Genomic DNA, 18,334 nt, shown 5'->3' with positions numbered 1-18,334 from the left:
AAGTGTTAAGGCATGAAGTTAGTAGATAAATGTTACTTTCTTGTGAATGAATTAACATTACGTTTAAATTCTGCTATGCTGAGAGCCCGAAGCTGGACATAATTTTACCGCCATTGAGATTATGCGAGCAAATTCCTCTGACCTGGCACCGGATGATAATTTTGTCAATAAGGTGCAGACAGCCGGGTATATAAATAACAAAGAAGCGAGGAGAACGTCGTGCTAGAAGAATACCGTAAGCACGTAGCCGAGCGTGCCGCTCAAGGGATTGTCCCTAAGCCATTAGATGCGTCACAAGTAGCTGCACTGGTAGAGTTACTGAAAAACCCACCCAAAGGTGAAGAAGATTTCTTGTTAGACCTGCTGACCAACCGCGTCCCCCCTGGTGTTGACGAAGCAGCGTACGTAAAAGCTGGATTTTTAGCCGCTATCGCAAAAGGCGAAACTTCCTCCCCTCTGATCTCCCCTGAAAAAGCGATTGAACTGCTTGGTACTATGCAGGGTGGATATAATATCCATGCACTGATTGAAGCGCTGGATGATGCTAAATTAGCCCCTATCGCGGCAAAAGCCCTTTCCCACACCTTATTAATGTTCGATAACTTCTACGATGTGGAAGAAAAAGCGAAAGCTGGGAATACACACGCGAAACAAGTTATTGAATCATGGGCAGATGCCGAGTGGTTTAAACAACGCCCTGCGTTAGCCGAAAAAATGACTGTCACAGTGTTTAAAGTAACAGGCGAAACCAACACCGATGATTTATCACCTGCACCAGATGCATGGTCACGTCCAGATATCCCTCTGCACGCGTTAGCGATGCTGAAAAATGCTCGTGAAGGTATTGAACCAGATGATGCAGGTAACGTTGGACCAATCAAACAAATCGAAGCACTGAGCAAAAAAGGCTTCCCACTGGCTTACGTTGGTGACGTTGTGGGGACGGGCTCTTCACGTAAATCTGCAACTAACTCCGTATTGTGGTTTATGGGCGATGATATTCCATTCGTACCGAACAAACGCGGTGGCGGTGTGGTATTAGGTGGTAAAATTGCACCTATCTTCTTTAATACAATGGAAGATGCGGGTGCGCTGCCAATTGAAGTGGATGTATCTAAATTGAATATGGGTGATGTCATTGATATCTATCCATTTAAAGGTGAAGTTCGCAACCACGAAACCAATGAATTACTCGAAACGTTCGAATTAAAAACTGACGTGCTGATTGACGAAGTGCGTGCGGGTGGACGTATTCCACTGATTATCGGTCGTGGCTTAACCAGCAAAGCACGTGAGTCATTAGGATTAGAAGCAACTGACATCTTCCGTCATGTGAAATCTGTTGCACAAAGCAATCGTGGTTTCTCATTAGCACAGAAAATGGTGGGTCGTGCTTGTGGTCGCCCAGGTATTCGCCCTGGTGAATACTGTGAGCCAAAAATGACCTCAGTAGGCTCGCAAGATACGACGGGCCCAATGACTCGCGATGAGTTAAAAGACTTAGCGTGTTTAGGCTTCTCTGCAGATTTAGTGATGCAGTCATTCTGCCACACTGCGGCGTATCCAAAACCTGTTGACGTAACAACTCACCACACATTACCTGATTTTATCATGAACCGTGGTGGTGTTTCTCTGCGTCCAGGTGATGGTATTATCCACTCATGGTTAAACCGTATGTTGTTACCCGATACCGTCGGTACGGGTGGTGACTCCCATACACGTTTCCCAATCGGTATTTCGTTCCCTGCGGGTTCTGGTCTGGTGGCGTTTGCTGCGGCAACTGGTGTTATGCCACTGGATATGCCAGAATCTGTATTGGTGCGCTTTAAAGGTGAAATGCAGCCGGGTATCACGTTACGTGACCTTGTACATGCTATCCCATTATATGCGATTAAAGATGGCCTTCTGACGGTTGAGAAAAAAGGGAAGAAAAATATTTTCTCTGGTCGTATTTTAGAAATCGAAGGTCTGCCAGAACTGAAAGTTGAACAAGCGTTTGAATTAGCGGATGCATCCGCTGAGCGTTCAGCCGCAGGTTGTACGATCAAACTGGATAAAGCGCCAATTACTGAATACCTGCAATCTAACATCGTCCTGTTAAAATGGATGATCGCAGAAGGCTACGGCGACCGTCGTACTATCGAACGTCGTATTAAAGGCATGGAAAGTTGGTTAGCGGACCCGCAACTGCTTGAAGGTGATGCAGACGCAGAATACGCAGCCGTGATTGAAATCGACTTAAACGATATCAAAGAGCCAATCCTGTGTGCGCCAAACGACCCAGATGATGCGCGTTTGTTGTCTGATGTGCAAAACGAGAAAATCGATGAAGTGTTTATCGGTTCTTGTATGACTAACATCGGTCACTTCCGTGCTGCAGGTAAGTTATTAGACTCTCACAAAGGCCAGTTACCAACGCGTTTATGGGTTGCTCCACCAACGAAGATGGACGCCGCACAATTAACGGAAGAAGGTTATTACAGCGTATTTGGTAAGAGTGGGGCACGTATTGAAGTCCCAGGCTGTTCACTGTGTATGGGTAACCAAGCACGTGTGGCAGATGGCGCTACCGTCGTTTCGACTTCAACACGTAACTTCCCGAACCGTTTAGGCACAGGGGCGAATGTGTATCTTGCATCCGCTGAGTTGGCCGCTGTTGCGTCATTGTTAGGTCGTTTACCAACGCCTGCAGAATATCTGCAATATATGGACAAAGTGGATGAAACTGCGGCAGATACCTACCGCTATCTGAACTTTGACCAGTTATCACAATATACGGAAAAAGCTGACGGTGTGATTTTCCAAACCGCAGTGTAATCTGTTATTTTGTTAACGATGAGGCCTCTACTAGAGGCCTTTTTTGTTGTTTAAAGATATTCCGAAATTTCAATCAGATTTAAATCCACATCACGTAAATAGATAGACAGAATGGGGCCCATTGCCCCGGTTCGTTTAACGGGCCCCTCAATAATTTCTACGCCTTGTTGCTGGATATGCGCCTGAACGTCAGCAAGAGGAATATCGCTGATAAAACACAAATCTAACGCACCTGGAACAGGTAAGTGAGCTTTAGGCTCAAATTCTTTACCATACTGATGAATATTAATTTTTTGCTGGCCAAATTGTAGTGCATAGCGTTGTTCACCAAAGGTTATTACCTGCATTTTTAAAACGCGCTGGTAAAAATCAAGGCAGGCGTCTAATTGTGTTGTCGTCAGGACGATATGGTCTAAACGATTGATCATTGCTACTCCTATTCATTGCATTCATATCATTTGCATTAATTTTAAGCGAATTTTATCGGGGCGGCGTTGAAATTTATGCCTTTCTTTAAATATCGCGCAATAGGCGTTAATACCTCTCAACAAACCTAATTGTCTCGCGTTATACTGAGCCATAATGACGCAAGAGTAGAGGTATTGCATATGGACTACCAATTTTTCCAAGACATCACCGGCGCTATTTCCGCAAAATTCTCGATGGATCATGAGGCAATTGGATATTGGCTAAATGAAGAGGTTAAAAATGACCTTAGTCTGCTCGATACTATCGAAGAAAATTATGAAAAATTAAAAGGCAGCGAAAATCAGTGGGAGCTGATTGGCCATGAGTATACGCTGCTACTTGATGATGAAGAAGTGATGATTAAAGCTAATCAGTTATCGTTTGAAACTGAGGGGCTTGAAGAGGGAATGAGCTACTATGATAATGAAAGTGTTGCTTTTTGTGGTATTGATGACTTCCTCTTAATGTTAAAGGATTATCGTATTTTTGTTATCGAAAATCGATAAAAGCATTTTTTTTAGTGATAAGTTTTGTATTTTAACAAATTGCCATTATTATTTGCAGTGTGAAACTAGCGGTTTAACGCTTCAGTTAAGATAAGCTAGCGGAAATTTATTTTTTGATAACAAAAGCGAAAGGAACACACATATGAATACTGATGATGTTACAGGTGCGTTGAATGATGCAACGAGTTGGTTTGTCGCAAACCAAGATCTGTTAGTCCAGTATGTGGTGAATATTGTTTCTGCCATTGTCATCCTCATTGTCGGTATGATGATTGCAAAATGGGTTGGCCGTGGTTTACACCGTGTGATGACTCTAAAAGGTATTGATAGCACGGTTAGTGACTTTTTATCAGCGATTGTGCGTTATACCATTGTTGCATTTACCTTAATTGCTGTTTTAGGCAAGATTGGCGTTCAAACGGCTTCTGTTATTGCAGTGATGGGTGCGGCTGGTTTAGCGGTTGGTTTAGCATTACAAAATTCACTGGGTAACTTTGCTGCGGGCGTATTACTGGTGGTATTTAGGCCACTGAAAGCGGGAGAATATGTGTCTATTGGTGCTGTGGAAGGGACAGTGCAAAATGTCCAAATTTTTTCCACTACACTGAAAACAGCCGATGACCGAATTATTGTTATTCCGAACGGTAAGATAATCGCAGATAACATTATCAATACAACTCGAGAGCCTAACCGTCGTCAAGATATTATTATTGGTGTGGCTTATGATTCTGATATTGATGTGGTGAAAAAAGTATTAGGTGATATTGTTGCTGCTGATGGCCGTATTCAACATGGTAAAGGCGTGACTATTCGTTTGCATGATATGGCTCCATCGTCATTAAATTATTTAGTTCGTTTTTGGACAACAAATGGTGATGCGTGGCCTGTCTATTGGGATCTGTTAGAGGAATTTAAACGTGCATTAGATAAGCACAATATTGGTATTCCATTCCCACAAATGGATGTGCATGTACATAAACAAGGTTCTGAAACCCACAAAATTCAATAAAAGAATTTTTAGTTAAATTCAATAAAATAGCGCTATTTATGGCGCTATTTTTGTCTCTGTATTCCCCCTTTAGTTACATAAGTCTAGCTTATGACCTATTAGAGTTAATCATTTCCACTAATAATTTTTTCTCGCTACTATTTGCGTATACGGACTGAATAATTATTAGGATTTTTTGCATGTTTACAACTTATATCCAGGGTGCACTTCTTGGTGCAGCGATGATTTTACCGCTAGGGCCACAAAATGCCTTTGTTTTACAACAAGGCAGTCGTAAACAGTTTCATATGATGAGTGCATTTCTATGCGCTTTAAGTGATACTGTGCTAATTATTGGTGGGGTATTTGGTGGCAGCGCGCTATTGAGCCAATCCGAAATATTGATGCAGTTAATTACATGGGCTGGGGTTATTTTTCTGGTGTGGTATGGCTATGGTGCGTTCCGTACTGCACTCAGCCCAGATGATGTTGTATTACAAGCTGAAAATAAAGTGATTACTCGCTGGAAAGTGATAGTTACGCTATTTGCCGTCACATGGCTAAATCCGCATGTCTACTTGGACACATTCGTGGTGCTTGGTAGCGTGGGAGGGCAATTAGAAAGCCAATTACGGCCTTGGTTTACGGCAGGTGCGCTGACAGCATCGTTTGTGTGGTTTTTTGCATTAGCGATTTTGGCTGCTTGGTTCTCGCCTGTATTGAATAAGCCTGTGTCACAGCGAATTATTAATGTCTTTGTGGGAAGTGTGATGTGGTTTATTGCATTTCAGCTGGCAATACAAGGGCTTAAAGGGTTAGGAGTGATACACTAATAACAACATAACCTCAACAGAATGATAAATACTGTAAATTTCTCATTATTCTGATCTGCACTTTTTTTATGATGTGTTACTGTTAATTTGTACTCGGGATAGTTTACGGTTAACTATCCCTTTTTTAGCGATAAATTATTGTATTGGGAGGTTCTGTGAAATTAAAATCTTTAGTTCTCGCTGCCATGGTGGCAGGTGCAGCGGTTCCTACCCTGTCTCTGGCCGATGCGCTACCAAATGGCCCGCACATTACCACATCGGGTAATTCTGTTGTGAAAGCAACCCCCGATATGGCGACATTGAACATCGTTGTGGAAGTGACAGCAAAAGATGCTGCGGCTGCAAAAGCTGCGGTAGACAAGCGTGTTGCCGAGTATTTCGAATTCTTAAAGAAAAACGGAATCGAAAAACAAGACATTAACGCCGCCAATGTGCGTACGCAGCCAAAATATGATTACAGCAGCGTGAAGCAAAAATCGACGATTGAAGGCTATACCGCTATTCGTTCAGTTGAAGTGAAAGTCACTAAACTTGACCAACTGAACACCTTATTAGACGGTGCGTTAGCGGCAGGTTTAAATGATATTAACTCCGTGCAATTTGGTGTGTTAAAACCAGAGCAATACCGTGATGCCGCTCGTGCGCAAGCGATCAAAAATGCGACAGAGCAAGCGGCTGAAGTTGCAAAAGGGTTTAATGCACAGTTGGGCCCAGTGTATAGCATTAGTTACAATGCACCTGCGGCAGTGCCTTATCCAATAGCGGCAAGAGCTTATGGTGGTAAAATGAAAGCTGCTGCTCAAGATCTCAATATTGATGAGACCTATGAACAGCAAAGTATTGATTTTAATGACCAAGTTGATGTTGTGTTTGAACTGAAACGTTAACTTTCAGCCTCATTTTCGTCTTCTTGTTTTAGCATCTGACGCCCAGTTTTTAAGAGGGCGTCAGTCACTCTCTTCATTGTACGGCTTTCGGGTGCAAAACGGTGCCAGTACAGCATTCGTCGTTGGCACAACCCAGGTGTTAAGTCGACTAACTCACCATTTTTCAATTCATCAGCAATCTGTAAATGTGGGATCATACAACAGGTAGACCCCTGCTTAGCTAATTGCACAAAGGCTTCTGACGAATTAACTATATGGCAAGGAACGCTGCCCGGCGATAGTCCAAAGTTTTGCTGAACAAAAGCTTGGTGCATATCATCCAAGTGGTCAAATGCGACTGCGGGGGCTTTTAATAATGATGAGCGAGTGACGCCATCTGGAAAATATTTAGCAGCGAAATCAGGTGAAGCAACAAAGATATAGTCCAAAGCACCCAGTTTATCCACTAAACAGCCGGGTAACGCTTGTGGCTGAATACTGATTGCGCCAACCACTTCCCCACGTCTTAAACGTTCTTGGGTACGAGTTTCATCTTCCACTTGGATATTCAATCGAATAGGGCTATTGCCTAGAACTGGGTTGAGCGCAGGGAGAAACCACGTTGCTAAACTGTCGGCGTTAACTGCAAGGGAAAGTAGTAGAGGCGTTGACCCTGTATTTTCATCTCCAAGCCACTGTTCTTCCAATAATTCAACTTGATGAAGCAGTGCTAACAGCTTTTGCCCTTGTTCAGTCGGATGTGGCGGAACGGTTCGCACAAGTAAAGGTTGCCCGAACAGGTTCTCTAACTGTTTTATTCTTTGTGAAACAGCAGATTGCGTGATGCAAAGCTTTTGAGCTGCACGCTCAAAGCCGCGTTCACGGATAACAGCATCCAGTGCTTGTAATGCGCGGTAGTCAGGGCGCTTCATCAAAAAGTCTCCTTGTTGTTATTCTGCTAAGCACTATGCCATATTTTTATTGATAACACCTGCAATTATTGCGAGCTTCCGACAAATCGCAAGAAGTAACGCACAAATGCAGCGAACAACACTGCAACTTATTTTCGGTTCGGTATATACTCATTCACAATTACGTCTCAATTAAATAGCAAAAGGCATGAGCATGACGCAGGATGAATTAAAAAAAGCGGTAGGTTGGGCAGCATTGGAATACGTCAAACCAGGCACAATTGTCGGTGTAGGTACAGGGTCGACTGCATCGCACTTTATTGATGCTTTGGCGACAATGAAAGGGCAAATTGAAGGCGCTGTTTCTAGCTCTGAAGCCTCTACTCAAAAACTTAAATCATTAGGTATTCCTGTTTTTGATTGTAATGAAGTGGATTCATTAGATGTTTACGTTGATGGTGCTGATGAAGTCGATCACCATATGAACATGATCAAGGGCGGTGGTGCTGCGTTAACACGTGAAAAAATCGTTTCTGCGATCGCGAAAACCTTTGTGTGTATTGTTGACCAATCAAAATTGGTTGATGTATTAGGTAAATTCCCTCTGCCTGTTGAAGTTATTCCAATGGCACGTAGTTATGTGGCGCGTGAATTGGTTAAACTGGGCGGTACACCAGAATACCGTCAAAATGTGATTACTGATAACGGCAATGTAATCTTAGATGTTCATAATTTAAGCATTGTTGATCCTGTTGCGTTAGAAAATACCATTAATGGTATTGCGGGCGTAGTCACTGTTGGTTTATTTGCTAATCGTGGTGCTGATGTTGTCCTGATGGGAACAACAGATGAAGGTGTTAAAACGATCAAATTATAATCGCTAATTATTTTGGTGAATTAATTGACCTAATTTATAGGCCAGCAAACTGTTTAGTTGCTGGCTTTTTTATAAGGTAAAAAAGGAATTAACGTATTTAGTTAGTGGGTAGATAGGAAAATAATTGACCAGTTTTATAAATATCATTAATTTGAAATTTATTTCATTATTTTTATTATTCCGCGATTTTGGTGATATATCTCACACTAATATGCATTGTGCAGGAAAAATCCTTATTTTGTGTTACTGCTCCTGATTTTCTACCATTTAACTTCTTTTTTCTCGCGCTTTTTAGCACCCCTTAAGCAAACGGTTGTATTGATACTGCGCGGAATTTTGCTATGTTGGTATACTCTTTTCAGATTTCAAGGTAGATGAATGTGCTGGTATGGATATGCCTTGAATTATGTTGAGCAAAACCATGAGTTAAACAAGCAAATTCATCTGTCACAAATTTAAAACGTTCACGATAGGGTAGGGAAATGGTCAAGGTATCTTTGCATAAAGACAAAATAAAATTTTTACTGCTAGAAGGTGTTCACCAGAGCGCTGTTGATAACCTAAAAGCGGCGGGTTATACCAATATTGAATACCATAAAAGCGCATTATCTGATGAAGAATTAAAAGAAGCGATCAAAGATGCGCGCTTTGTCGGTATCCGTTCCCGCACTCATTTATCTGAAGAGATTTTCGCCGCTGCTGAAAAATTAGTGGCGGTGGGTTGTTTCTGTATCGGAACCAACCAAGTGGATTTGGATGCTGCGGCAAAACGCGGTATCCCTGTCTTTAATGCACCATTCTCAAATACCCGTTCCGTTGCTGAGATGGTATTAGGTCAACTATTACTGCTGTTACGTCGTATTCCTGAAGCGAATATGCAAGCACACCGTGGCATTTGGGAAAAGCAAGCGAAAGGCTGTTTTGAAGCACGTGGTAAACGTCTTGGTATCGTTGGATACGGCCATATCGGTACCCAGCTGGGGATCTTAGCTGAAGGTATTGGTATGAATGTTTTCTTCTATGATATTGAAAACAAGCTGCCTTTAGGAAATGCAACACAAGTGCGTTCTTTGACTGAGTTACTCAATATGAGTGATGTCGTCAGCCTCCATGTCCCAGAAACAGCTAGCACGAAAAACATGTTTGCTAAAGAACAGTTTGACCGCATGAAACCAGGTTCAATCTTTATTAATGCGTCACGTGGTACTGTGGTGGATATTCCTGCGTTGGCAGCTGCGCTGGAAAGTAAGCATTTATCAGGTGCAGCGGTTGACGTATTCCCAAGTGAGCCTGCGGCAAATAATGACCCGAATGACCCGTTTATTTCAGAGCTGATTAAATTTGATAATGTGATCTTAACCCCTCACATCGGGGGCTCTACAGAAGAAGCGCAAGAAAATATTGGGTTAGAAGTCGCAAGTAAGCTGGCGAAATACTCAGATAACGGTTCAACGCTCTCTGCGGTTAACTTCCCAGAAGTTTCTCTGCCAGTGCATACTGAAGATACTAACCGTTTCTTGCATATCCATGAAAACCGCCCTGGTATCTTGAATAGCATCAACCAAGTGTTTACTGAAAGTAACATTAACGTGGTGGGTCAGTATTTGCGGACATCTGGTAATGTTGGCTACGTCGTTATCGACGTATTGATGCAAACACCAAATCAAACAGATGAAGCGTTACAAAAACTGAAAGACTTGCCAGGCACTATTCGTGCACGTCTGTTATTCTAATTTCGGATAACCCGTTTTATTTCTAATGCGATGGCGCAGGTATTGATTACCAGCGCCATATTTTTTTCGGGGTAATAATTTCAGGTAATGGAATATCCCAATGAGCAACAGGCAACTGTTCAACGTGTTGGCAATCATGGGCCAGACCGATGGGATAAAAACCACTTTTCTGCCAATTCGCTAACGTTCTATCGTAAAAACCGCCACCCATTCCTAAGCGTTGCCCTTGGCTATCAAAGGCCACTAACGGAATTAACATCACATCAAGTTGCTCAGGCGGTAAAACATCACGCACATCTAATGGTGGCTCGGCAATATTAAAGCGGTTTTTCACTAGCTGTGAATCTGGGCGATAGTGAAGAAATAGCAAATGGTGAGCACTAAAAGGGTGTAAAACGGGTAAGTAAACTTGTTTATTTTGTTGCCATAAGGCATCGATAAGCGGCTGGGTATTAATTTCGCCATCAAATGATAAAAACAGGGCGATATTTTTTGCCAATGCAATTTTAGGGTGCTGCAACGCATTGAGCTTAGCATGTTCAGCCGCAATTTTTTGTTGCTCAAGGGTTAACTGGCGGCGAGCTTGACGAATGGTTTGGCGAATTTTTTGGCGCTGGGTAGAAAGTGTGTCTTGCATATCAATAACCTACTATGAACGGCGATAGGAAATAGCAATATTTAAAATAGTATATCGCAAGGTCAGAAATAGTGCAGGTTAATAAATTGTGCTTGAGGGATTAAGCAATTGAAAGTACGACAGGAAAATTGAGGGTCTCCAAGATGCCGTTGTAGGCTGTAACCCTTGAACCCTTGGTTCAAGGTGAACGCAGTTTAGCAACCTTTAGGCTTCCTGAACGAATCAGGCATGCTCACCAGCGCAATAACCGCATTCTTTTTAGTTGAAATATCGGCTCAGGGGACTCGCCCACTCACGCGCATCTCAGAGAAATTTGGTTTGAGAACTTATCGTTACTCAGTGATTTCATTGTACGAAACTAGATTTAAAATGCAACCCTAATTTTGTATATTTTTTTCTACTAGTGTCTGATTAATAAGCAGATTTACTCTAAGGGCAATACCTGCCTCTCAGTGATTTTCACCTGATCGTGCAAGGCTTGTTCAATCGTATGTTGCAACATTTTTATCTTCTCTTCCATATTATAAGCATAATCACGCGTTTTTGTCTTTTCTTGTGCTAATTCGTGACAGACGTTCAATGCTACGATAAAAATAAGTTGTTCCATATTGGTAACACCGCTTTTATCTTTCAGATTTTGCAAGCGTTGTTCTAATTCTTTAGCCGACTCAAGAAGGGCCTCTTTTTGTTCTGATGGGCAATTAACGCGCATTGAACGCCCAAAAATCTGAATGTCGACAGGTTGTGCGGACATGAAACCTCCATACTGAATAATACTCGCCATAAATACATCATATTTGGCGCAATTAATAGATAAGACAAAAGCATACTGGTTAGCGACTACCCTTGATGGTAGCATATCACGAATCATAAGCTAACATGACGAATTCAGATGTCTATACAAAAATCTTTACCAAACTATGAATCACTGGACAAACTGCTGCAACAGCACTCAATAGCACTTACTGCGGCGGAAATCCATGGTTTAATAACGGGCTTAATCTGTGGCGGAAGCCGTGACCATGGCTGGCAAACACTTGTCCATGACCTTGCTAACGATGGTCTTGCATTCCCGCAAACTGTCGCTCAACCTCTGCGTGAGCTGTTCGATACCACATTTGAAGCGCTAGATGACAGTGAATTTGCATTTACGATGCTATTTCCTGACGAAGAGGCCTCAATATTTGACCACGCAGACGCTTTAGCGGGCTGGGTTAACCACTTTCTATTAGGCGTGGGTGTTGCGCAACCGAAATTGGCTGATAAAAAAGAAATCAGCGAAGTCATTACTGACCTGCGTAATATCGGGATGCTTGGTTACGATGAAGATGAAGACCAAGAAGAACTCGAACAGGCACTAGAAGAAGTGGTTGAATACGTGAGAGTGGCTGTGCAGTTGTGTTATATCGCGTTAGTTGAGCCGAAAAAAGGCCCAACTGTTGTTGAGAATAACAAGCCGATCCTTCACTAATCCCGACTTGTTGGTGACTAAAAACACGCCACTTTGTTTTATCGAAAGATAGAACGAAGCGGCTTTGGGTCGATTTTAATCAGTGTTAAGTCATTATCGTCGCACATATTGGCACTAACAATATGTTAGCAACCTAATAATTCAGATAATAAGGCAAAAACGGTATGAATAAACAGGAATTTGTTGCTCGTCGCAATGCATTATTGGCAAAAATGGACGCGGGAAGTGCAGCTGTGATCTTTTCTGCGCCGCCCGCGCAACGTAATGCCGATTGTGAATACCCGTATCGTCAACACAGTGATTTTCTTTATTTGACAGGGTTTAGTGAGCCAGAAGCGGTATTAGTACTGATTAAAAGTGACGACAAACATAGCCATACTGTTCTTTTTAACCGTGTTCGTGATTTAACGGCTGAAATTTGGTTTGGTCGTCGCCTTGGGCAAGAAGCCGCCCCTCAAAAATTGGCTATCGATAAAGCATTACCTTTCGATGAAATTGAAGAGCAACTTTACCAATTACTGAATGGATTGGATGTGGTTTACCATGCACAGGGTGAATTTGCTTACGCAGATAAGCTGGTGTTTGATGCACTGGAAACCTTGCGTAAAGGCAGCCGCCGTAATCTACGTGCACCGCAAGCGGTGATCGATTGGCGTCCAATCGTCCATGAAATGCGCTTGTTTAAATCTGAAGCTGAACTGAATACCATGCGTGAGGCAGGGCGTATTTCCGCCTTGGCACATATCCGTGCGATGGAAACTTGCCGACCAAATATGTATGAATATCAACTTTGTGGCGAGTTAGAACACGAGTTCACTCGTCATGGAGCACGTTTCCCATCGTATAACTCGATTGTGGGTAGCGGCGAAAATGCCTGCATTTTGCATTACACCGAAAATGAATGCCAAATGAAAGATGGCGAGTTAGTGTTGATTGACGCAGGCGCCGAGTTTGACGGCTATGCAGGGGACATTACCCGTACTTTCCCTGTGAACGGTAAGTTTAGTCAAGCACAACGTGAAATTTATGACATTGTTCTTAAAGCGTTGGATACAGCATTAACGCTGTATCGCCCGGGCACCAGTATCCATGAAGTGACACGTGAAATTGTGCGGATTAAGACTGAAGGGTTAGTTGCACTCGGAATTTTACAGGGTGACGTCGATCAATTGATCGAAAACAAAGCATATCAAGCCTTCTTTATGCATGGTTTAAGTCACTGGTTAGGGTTAGATGTACATGATGTTGGTTTCTATGGTACAGACCGTGATCGTCAATTAGAAGTGGGGATGGTGCTGACGGTTGAACCTGGCTTGTATATTGCGCCAGATGCTGATGTGCCACCACAATACCGTGGAATTGGTATTCGTATTGAAGATGATATTGTGATCACTGAAAACGGGAATGAGAACTTAACGGACTTAGTGGTCAAAGACCCTGATGAAATAGAAGCCCTAATGGCGGCTGCAAAGCAGCGTTTAGGGTAGAGGTTATTAACGGTAAAAGGTTAATCATAAAAAGGTAATAAACAACCCATGAATGTGATCATCGTGGGTGGAGGTATGGCTGGGGCGACATTAGCCCTAGCAATTTCTTCACTTAGCCAAGGAAAATTATCGGTTTCATTAATCGAGGCCTCTTTACCAGAAGGTAAACACCCCGGATTCGACGCGCGTGCTATCGCATTAGCCCATGGTACATGCCAGTATTTGGCGAAAATAGGGGTATGGCCAGCATTTGCCGACTGCGTAACGCCGATTACTCACGTTCATGTTTCTGACCGTGGGCACGCAGGTTTTGTGAATATCAACGCAAAAGACTATCATATTCCTGCTCTTGGCAATGTGATTGAGTTACACGAAGCGGGTGCTCGTCTTTTTTCACTATTACGAAAGGCGCCTGGTGTCACGTTATATTGCCCAGCAAAAGTTGACAGTATTCACCGCGAACAAGATTCTGTCACCGTGACATTAGATACGGGGAAAACGGTGAGTGGTGCGCTATTGATTGCAGCAGATGGTAGTCGTTCTTTAGTTGGTCAAGCCTGCAATATGCAGTGGCAGCAGGATAATTATGGCCAAGTCGCCATTATTGCTAATGTGAAAACGGCCATTGATCCGAAAGGCCAAGCTTTTGAACGTTTTACTGAGTTTGGGCCGCTGGCATTATTACCTATGTCAGAGGGGCGCAGTTCGCTAGTTTGGTGTCATCATCAAGAACACGCAGAGGCGATTAATGCATGGGATGATGAAACCTTTATTAACAAATTGCAGACCGCATTTGGTTGGCGCCTAGGGAAAATAGAAATGGCGGGCAAACGCCATTGCTACCCGCTGGCACTTCGCAAAGCACTGAACCCAGTGAGTCACCGTGTCGTTTTAGTCGGTAATGCCGCTCAAACATTACACCCTATTGCGGGGCAAGGGTTTAACCTTGGTATTCGTGATGTGATGCAATTGGCACAAATTGTGGTTAAGGCTCATAAAAATCAGCTAGATATTGGCAGCTATTCACTCTTAAGTCAGTATCAACAGGCTCGTGCAATTGACCGTGAAAAAACTGTGGCAATGACTGATGGTTTGGTTCGCGTATTTGCAAATCGCTGTATCCCATTAATTGTGGGAAGAAATTTAGGTTTAATGGCAATGGAGATGTTGCCGCCTGTCCGCGATGTTTTAGCTCGTCAAACATTGGGCTGGGTTGTTCACCAATAACCACGATATAAAGAGGAAAAAAAGTATGCAATCGTTTGATGTGGTTATCGCTGGTGGTGGCATGGTGGGGCTTGCCCTTGCATGTGGCCTTGAAGGGAGCGGCCTGCGCGTTGCTGTGGTGGAAAATCATCCACCGAAAAAGACATTTTCTGCGTCGGAGCCTTATGCATTACGAGTATCTGCGATTAATGCGGCAAGTGAAAAACTGTTAACCCATTTGGGTGTTTGGCCAGCGATTAAAAGCATGAGAGCTGCTGCCTATAACGGTATGGAAGTGTGGGACAACAATAGTTTTGGGCGTATCACATTTTCAGCGCAAGAGCGCAACCTGACCCATTTAGGCCATATTGTCGAAAATAATGTGGTACGCGATGCGTTGTGGCAAAAGGCCTCTGAACTGCGTGATGTGACATTATTGGCACCTACAACCATTAAAAAAGTCGTATGGGGTGAGAACGATGTGTTTATCACGTTAGATGATGAAAACATGTTGACTGCAAGGCTGATTGTGGGTGCTGATGGCGCGAATTCGTGGTTACGCAGCCATGCCGATATTCCTCTGACTTTTTGGGATTACGAACATACTGCGCTGGTGGCAACCATTCGTACAGAAAAACCGCACGAGGGTGTTGCGCGTCAATCTTTTGATGGAGAAGGTATTTTAGCCTTTTTACCGTTAGCTGACCCGCATCTTTGCTCTATTGTTTGGTCTCAACCCGCAGCCGAAGCGGCAAGGCGCCAAGCGCTGGATAAAGCCGATTTTGATAAAGAACTTGCTGTTGCATTCGATGTTCAGCTTGGCCTCTGCCAAGTAGAAAGTGACCGTATGACCATTCCGCTCACAGGGCGTTATGCACGGCAGTTTGCGGCGCAGCGATTAGCCTTATTGGGCGATGCTGCCCATACCATCCACCCATTGGCTGGGCAAGGGGTTAACCTTGGTTTCATGGATGTGGCGATGTTAATCGGTGAAATTAAGCGTTTACACCGTGAAGGTAAGGACTTTGGCCAGTATTTTTATTTGCGCGACTATGAGCGTAGCCGTAAACACAGCGCTGCATTGATGTTAGCGGGAATGCAAGGTTTCCGTGAGTTGTTCGATGGCAATAACCCAGCGAAAAAACTTTTGCGCGATATCGGTTTAGTATTGGCAGATAGCCTACCGGGTGTAAAACCTCAATTATTGAACCACGCGATGGGGCTGTTTGATATGCCTAAGTGGCTGGAACAGCTGCAAGTTGATGACGTAGTATAAATTTCTTTCTCAGAAGGCATAATTACACATTATGCCTTCTCTCATGATTAAAACCTTCCAACGTCCCACTATCAGTGACCTATTTTTCATAACATCAATTGCCAATTAAAATAATTGAGTCATTCATCTTTTTATCCTTTGTCGCTATTAATGATCATTTTTGAGTTAGTTTTGCTCTGTTATTATTTCTAGCAATAACTGAAAAAAACTAATCACATCAATTTTTCGCATTAGTTTTTCTAATTTAATGGGGTTTTGATTAATTAAATCATTAGTGTGTTTTTAGAGTTGGCTGGCGATATTTTGAGCTAAATAAGCAGTGTTGGGCTGTTTTTGAGTGATCATTCTCAATTATTTAACAAAAATCACTGGTAAAAGTAGGGGGTAATCAGTAATACAGAAGGAGATATCGCCCTATTTTTTTTTATAGAGTCAGAAAGCAAACAGTGGTAGTTTTTTAACAGCAGTTATCGTTTGCGTTAGGTTAAAAATGCCCATTTAATAATGACCAATTGGTATTTTTAACCCGTAAACATTCCAAAATATCTTAATCGAACAAAGAGGGTATTCATGGTAAAGCAGACAACACTGTATGACGAGCATATTGCTTGTGGTGCAAAGATGGTGGATTTTCATGGTTGGATGATGCCATTGCATTATGGTTCGCAAATTAATGAACATAATGTTGTTCGAACGGATGCAGGGATGTTTGATGTTTCCCATATGACTATTGTCGATTTGCAGGGTGATGGCTGCCGTGACTTCCTGCGTTACCTCTTAGCAAATGATATCAATAAACTGACTGAGCAAGGCAAAGCACTGTATACCGGTATGTTGAATGCATCAGGTGGCGTGATTGATGACTTGATTGTGTATTACTTTACTGATGATTTTTATCGTCTTGTGGTTAACTCGGCAACTCGGGAAAAAGACCTTGCATGGATTGAGCAACACGCCGCAGGCTATGCCGTCGATATCCAAGTGCGTGATGATTTAGCCCTTCTTGCCGTTCAAGGCCCTAAAGCGCTAGAAAAAGTTCATTCATTATTGAGCCCAGAGCAAAATCAGGCCATTGAGGGGATGAAGCCATTCTATGGCGTTCAAACTGGCGATTTGTTTATTGCAACAACGGGTTATACTGGCGAAAAAGGCTATGAAATTGCAATGCCAAAAGAGCAGGTTGTTGATTTTTGGCATAAATTATTGAAAGCAGGCGTTCATCCCGCAGGCTTAGGTGCTCGTGATACATTGCGTTTAGAAGCAGGGATGAACCTATACGGCCAAGATATGGATGAAAGCATTTCTCCCCTTGCAGCCAATATGGGTTGGACCATTGCGTGGAAACCTGAAGATCGCCAGTTTATCGGTCGAGAAGCCCTCGAAAAGTTACGTGAGCAAGGAACAGAAAAACTTGTCGGTATTGTGATGCGTGATAAGGGTATACTGCGTGCAGGGCAAGTGGTTCGCTTTACAGATGATCTGGGTGAATTGAAAGAAGGAGTCATTACCAGTGGTTCTTTCTCGCCCACTTTAGGTTTTAGTATTGCGTTGGCACGTGTCCCGAACGGAATTCAAGACAAAGCGATTGTTGAGATTCGACAGCGAGAAATGCCAGTTGAAGTGGTTAAACCGGGCTTTGTCCGTGAAGGTAACCGCTTAGTGTAATTTGGGCTAACCCAATCAATAAATTTAAAATGAGAGGCTAATGATGAGCAATACACCTAAAGAGTTAATGTATACCCGTGAACATGAGTGGCTACGTGATGAAGGCAATGGTGAATATACCGTTGGTATCACTGAACATGCACAAGAAACGTTAGGGGACATGGTGTTTGTTGATTTACCTGAGGTGGGAAATGTCGTCAGTGCAGGTGATGATGTTGCCGTGGTCGAGTCCGTTAAAGCGGCATCCGATATTTACGCACCACTAAGCGGCGAAATAGTGGCAGTAAACAGCGAACTGAGCGATTCTCCGGAGCTGGTAAACGAACAGCCGTATCAAGAAGGTTGGATTTTCCGTATTAAAGCATCAGATACTGCAGAGCTGGCGGATTTGATTGATGCGGCGGGGTATACCTCTATGATTGAAGCCGAAGAATAAAATCCTCGTCATATTTCTTCTTGTGGCGGTGTTGGCTGCACTCGACAACTCGGGTCACATACTGGTGTATGCTCCCCAAGATTGTCTCGTTTGCCGCCTAGCCACAAGATGAACTATTTAGAGGATTTATTGAGGTGTTAGGTGTGTTGAGTTTACC

Annotated in this window: 17 protein-coding genes and 1 other RNA gene; 13 read left to right on the top strand and 5 right to left on the bottom strand. The window is 43.1% G+C overall.

Features of this window, described 5'->3' with window-relative positions; translation table 11 throughout:
* The first annotated feature begins 219 nt into the window (after window positions 1–219).
* Window positions 220–2,817 (top strand): bifunctional aconitate hydratase 2/2-methylisocitrate dehydratase, encoded by a 2,598-nt coding sequence (acnB, locus tag KDJ85_RS07790; RefSeq protein ID WP_225819164.1) that lies wholly within the window; start codon window positions 220–222, stop codon window positions 2,815–2,817.
* A gap of 50 nt (window positions 2,818–2,867) precedes the next feature.
* Here the strand turns inward: acnB and KDJ85_RS07785 are convergent, their stop codons facing one another.
* A complete protein-coding gene (locus KDJ85_RS07785; RefSeq protein WP_225819163.1) occupies window positions 2,868–3,245 on the bottom strand; it encodes a VOC family protein in 378 nt (125 codons plus the stop codon).
* 180 nt (window positions 3,246–3,425) lie between these two features.
* On the opposite strand from KDJ85_RS07785, the gene KDJ85_RS07780 reads away from it, so the two are divergent.
* The 4 genes from KDJ85_RS07780 (at window position 3,426) to KDJ85_RS07765 (ending at window position 6,499) form a co-directional block, all read left to right on the top strand.
* Window positions 3,426–3,791 carry a YacL family protein gene (locus KDJ85_RS07780; protein ID WP_225819162.1) on the top strand — a complete coding sequence of 122 codons (366 nt, stop codon included), beginning with the start codon at window positions 3,426–3,428 and terminating at the stop codon, window positions 3,789–3,791.
* Window positions 3,792–3,933: 142 nt separating this feature from the next.
* Window positions 3,934–4,800 (top strand): small-conductance mechanosensitive channel MscS, encoded by an 867-nt coding sequence (mscS, locus tag KDJ85_RS07775; RefSeq protein WP_225819161.1) that lies wholly within the window; start codon window positions 3,934–3,936, stop codon window positions 4,798–4,800.
* A gap of 179 nt (window positions 4,801–4,979) precedes the next feature.
* Window positions 4,980–5,612 (top strand): arginine exporter ArgO, encoded by a 633-nt coding sequence (argO, locus tag KDJ85_RS07770; RefSeq protein WP_225819160.1) that lies wholly within the window; start codon window positions 4,980–4,982, stop codon window positions 5,610–5,612.
* Window positions 5,613–5,767: 155 nt separating this feature from the next.
* Window positions 5,768–6,499 (top strand): oxidative stress defense protein, encoded by a 732-nt coding sequence (locus KDJ85_RS07765; protein WP_225819159.1) that lies wholly within the window; start codon window positions 5,768–5,770, stop codon window positions 6,497–6,499.
* Here KDJ85_RS07765 and KDJ85_RS07760 read toward each other — a convergent pair.
* Window positions 6,496–7,410 carry a LysR family transcriptional regulator ArgP gene (locus KDJ85_RS07760; protein ID WP_225819158.1) on the bottom strand — a complete coding sequence of 305 codons (915 nt, stop codon included), beginning with the start codon at window positions 7,408–7,410 and terminating at the stop codon, window positions 6,496–6,498. The genes KDJ85_RS07765 and KDJ85_RS07760 overlap by 4 nt on opposite strands.
* Before the next feature lie 193 nt (window positions 7,411–7,603).
* Between KDJ85_RS07760 and rpiA the strand changes: the two genes are divergently transcribed.
* Window positions 7,604–8,266: a ribose-5-phosphate isomerase RpiA gene (gene rpiA, locus KDJ85_RS07755; protein WP_206082659.1), complete on the top strand. Its 663-nt coding sequence runs from the start codon at window positions 7,604–7,606 to the stop codon at window positions 8,264–8,266.
* 482 nt (window positions 8,267–8,748) lie between these two features.
* Window positions 8,749–9,999, top strand: a complete 1,251-nt coding sequence (gene serA / locus KDJ85_RS07750; RefSeq protein WP_206082658.1) for a phosphoglycerate dehydrogenase — start codon at window positions 8,749–8,751, stop codon at window positions 9,997–9,999.
* Window positions 10,000–10,045: 46 nt separating this feature from the next.
* Here serA and KDJ85_RS07745 read toward each other — a convergent pair whose 3' ends face one another.
* From KDJ85_RS07745 to zapA, 3 genes are all read right to left on the bottom strand, one after another.
* Window positions 10,046–10,636 (bottom strand): 5-formyltetrahydrofolate cyclo-ligase, encoded by a 591-nt coding sequence (locus tag KDJ85_RS07745; protein ID WP_225819157.1) that lies wholly within the window; start codon window positions 10,634–10,636, stop codon window positions 10,046–10,048.
* A 131-nt stretch (window positions 10,637–10,767) separates the two neighbouring features.
* A non-coding RNA gene (ssrS, locus tag KDJ85_RS07740) (6S RNA) lies at window positions 10,768–10,949 on the bottom strand.
* Between the two features lie 111 nt (window positions 10,950–11,060).
* Window positions 11,061–11,390 carry a cell division protein ZapA gene (gene zapA / locus KDJ85_RS07735; protein WP_047756767.1) on the bottom strand — a complete coding sequence of 110 codons (330 nt, stop codon included), beginning with the start codon at window positions 11,388–11,390 and terminating at the stop codon, window positions 11,061–11,063.
* A gap of 138 nt (window positions 11,391–11,528) precedes the next feature.
* Between zapA and KDJ85_RS07730 the strand changes: the two genes are divergently transcribed.
* The 6 genes from KDJ85_RS07730 to gcvH all read left to right on the top strand — a co-directional run bounded on the left by KDJ85_RS07730 (window position 11,529) and on the right by gcvH (window position 18,177).
* Complete coding sequence (locus KDJ85_RS07730) at window positions 11,529–12,107, top strand: YecA/YgfB family protein (RefSeq protein WP_206082656.1); 579 nt, start codon at window positions 11,529–11,531, stop codon at window positions 12,105–12,107.
* A 164-nt stretch (window positions 12,108–12,271) separates the two neighbouring features.
* Window positions 12,272–13,594 (top strand): Xaa-Pro aminopeptidase, encoded by a 1,323-nt coding sequence (gene pepP, locus KDJ85_RS07725; RefSeq protein ID WP_225819156.1) that lies wholly within the window; start codon window positions 12,272–12,274, stop codon window positions 13,592–13,594.
* 48 nt (window positions 13,595–13,642) lie between these two features.
* Window positions 13,643–14,821 carry a 2-octaprenyl-6-methoxyphenyl hydroxylase gene (gene ubiH, locus KDJ85_RS07720; RefSeq protein WP_225819155.1) on the top strand — a complete coding sequence of 393 codons (1,179 nt, stop codon included), beginning with the start codon at window positions 13,643–13,645 and terminating at the stop codon, window positions 14,819–14,821.
* Window positions 14,822–14,846: 25 nt separating this feature from the next.
* Window positions 14,847–16,076, top strand: coding sequence for an FAD-dependent 2-octaprenylphenol hydroxylase (ubiI, locus tag KDJ85_RS07715; protein ID WP_225819154.1), 1,230 nt, complete (start codon window positions 14,847–14,849; stop codon window positions 16,074–16,076).
* Between the two features lie 570 nt (window positions 16,077–16,646).
* Window positions 16,647–17,741, top strand: coding sequence for a glycine cleavage system aminomethyltransferase GcvT (gcvT, locus tag KDJ85_RS07710; RefSeq protein ID WP_225819153.1), 1,095 nt, complete (start codon window positions 16,647–16,649; stop codon window positions 17,739–17,741).
* 43 nt (window positions 17,742–17,784) lie between these two features.
* Window positions 17,785–18,177, top strand: a complete 393-nt coding sequence (gcvH, locus tag KDJ85_RS07705; RefSeq protein WP_047756761.1) for a glycine cleavage system protein GcvH — start codon at window positions 17,785–17,787, stop codon at window positions 18,175–18,177.
* Window positions 18,178–18,334 lie beyond the last annotated feature (157 nt).

This window comes from Providencia vermicola (genome assembly GCF_020381325.1).
GTDB lineage: Bacteria > Pseudomonadota > Gammaproteobacteria > Enterobacterales > Enterobacteriaceae > Providencia > Providencia vermicola.
The sequence above is the reverse complement of the archived record's forward strand: the minus strand, read 5'-3'. Positions and strand labels throughout refer to the sequence as shown.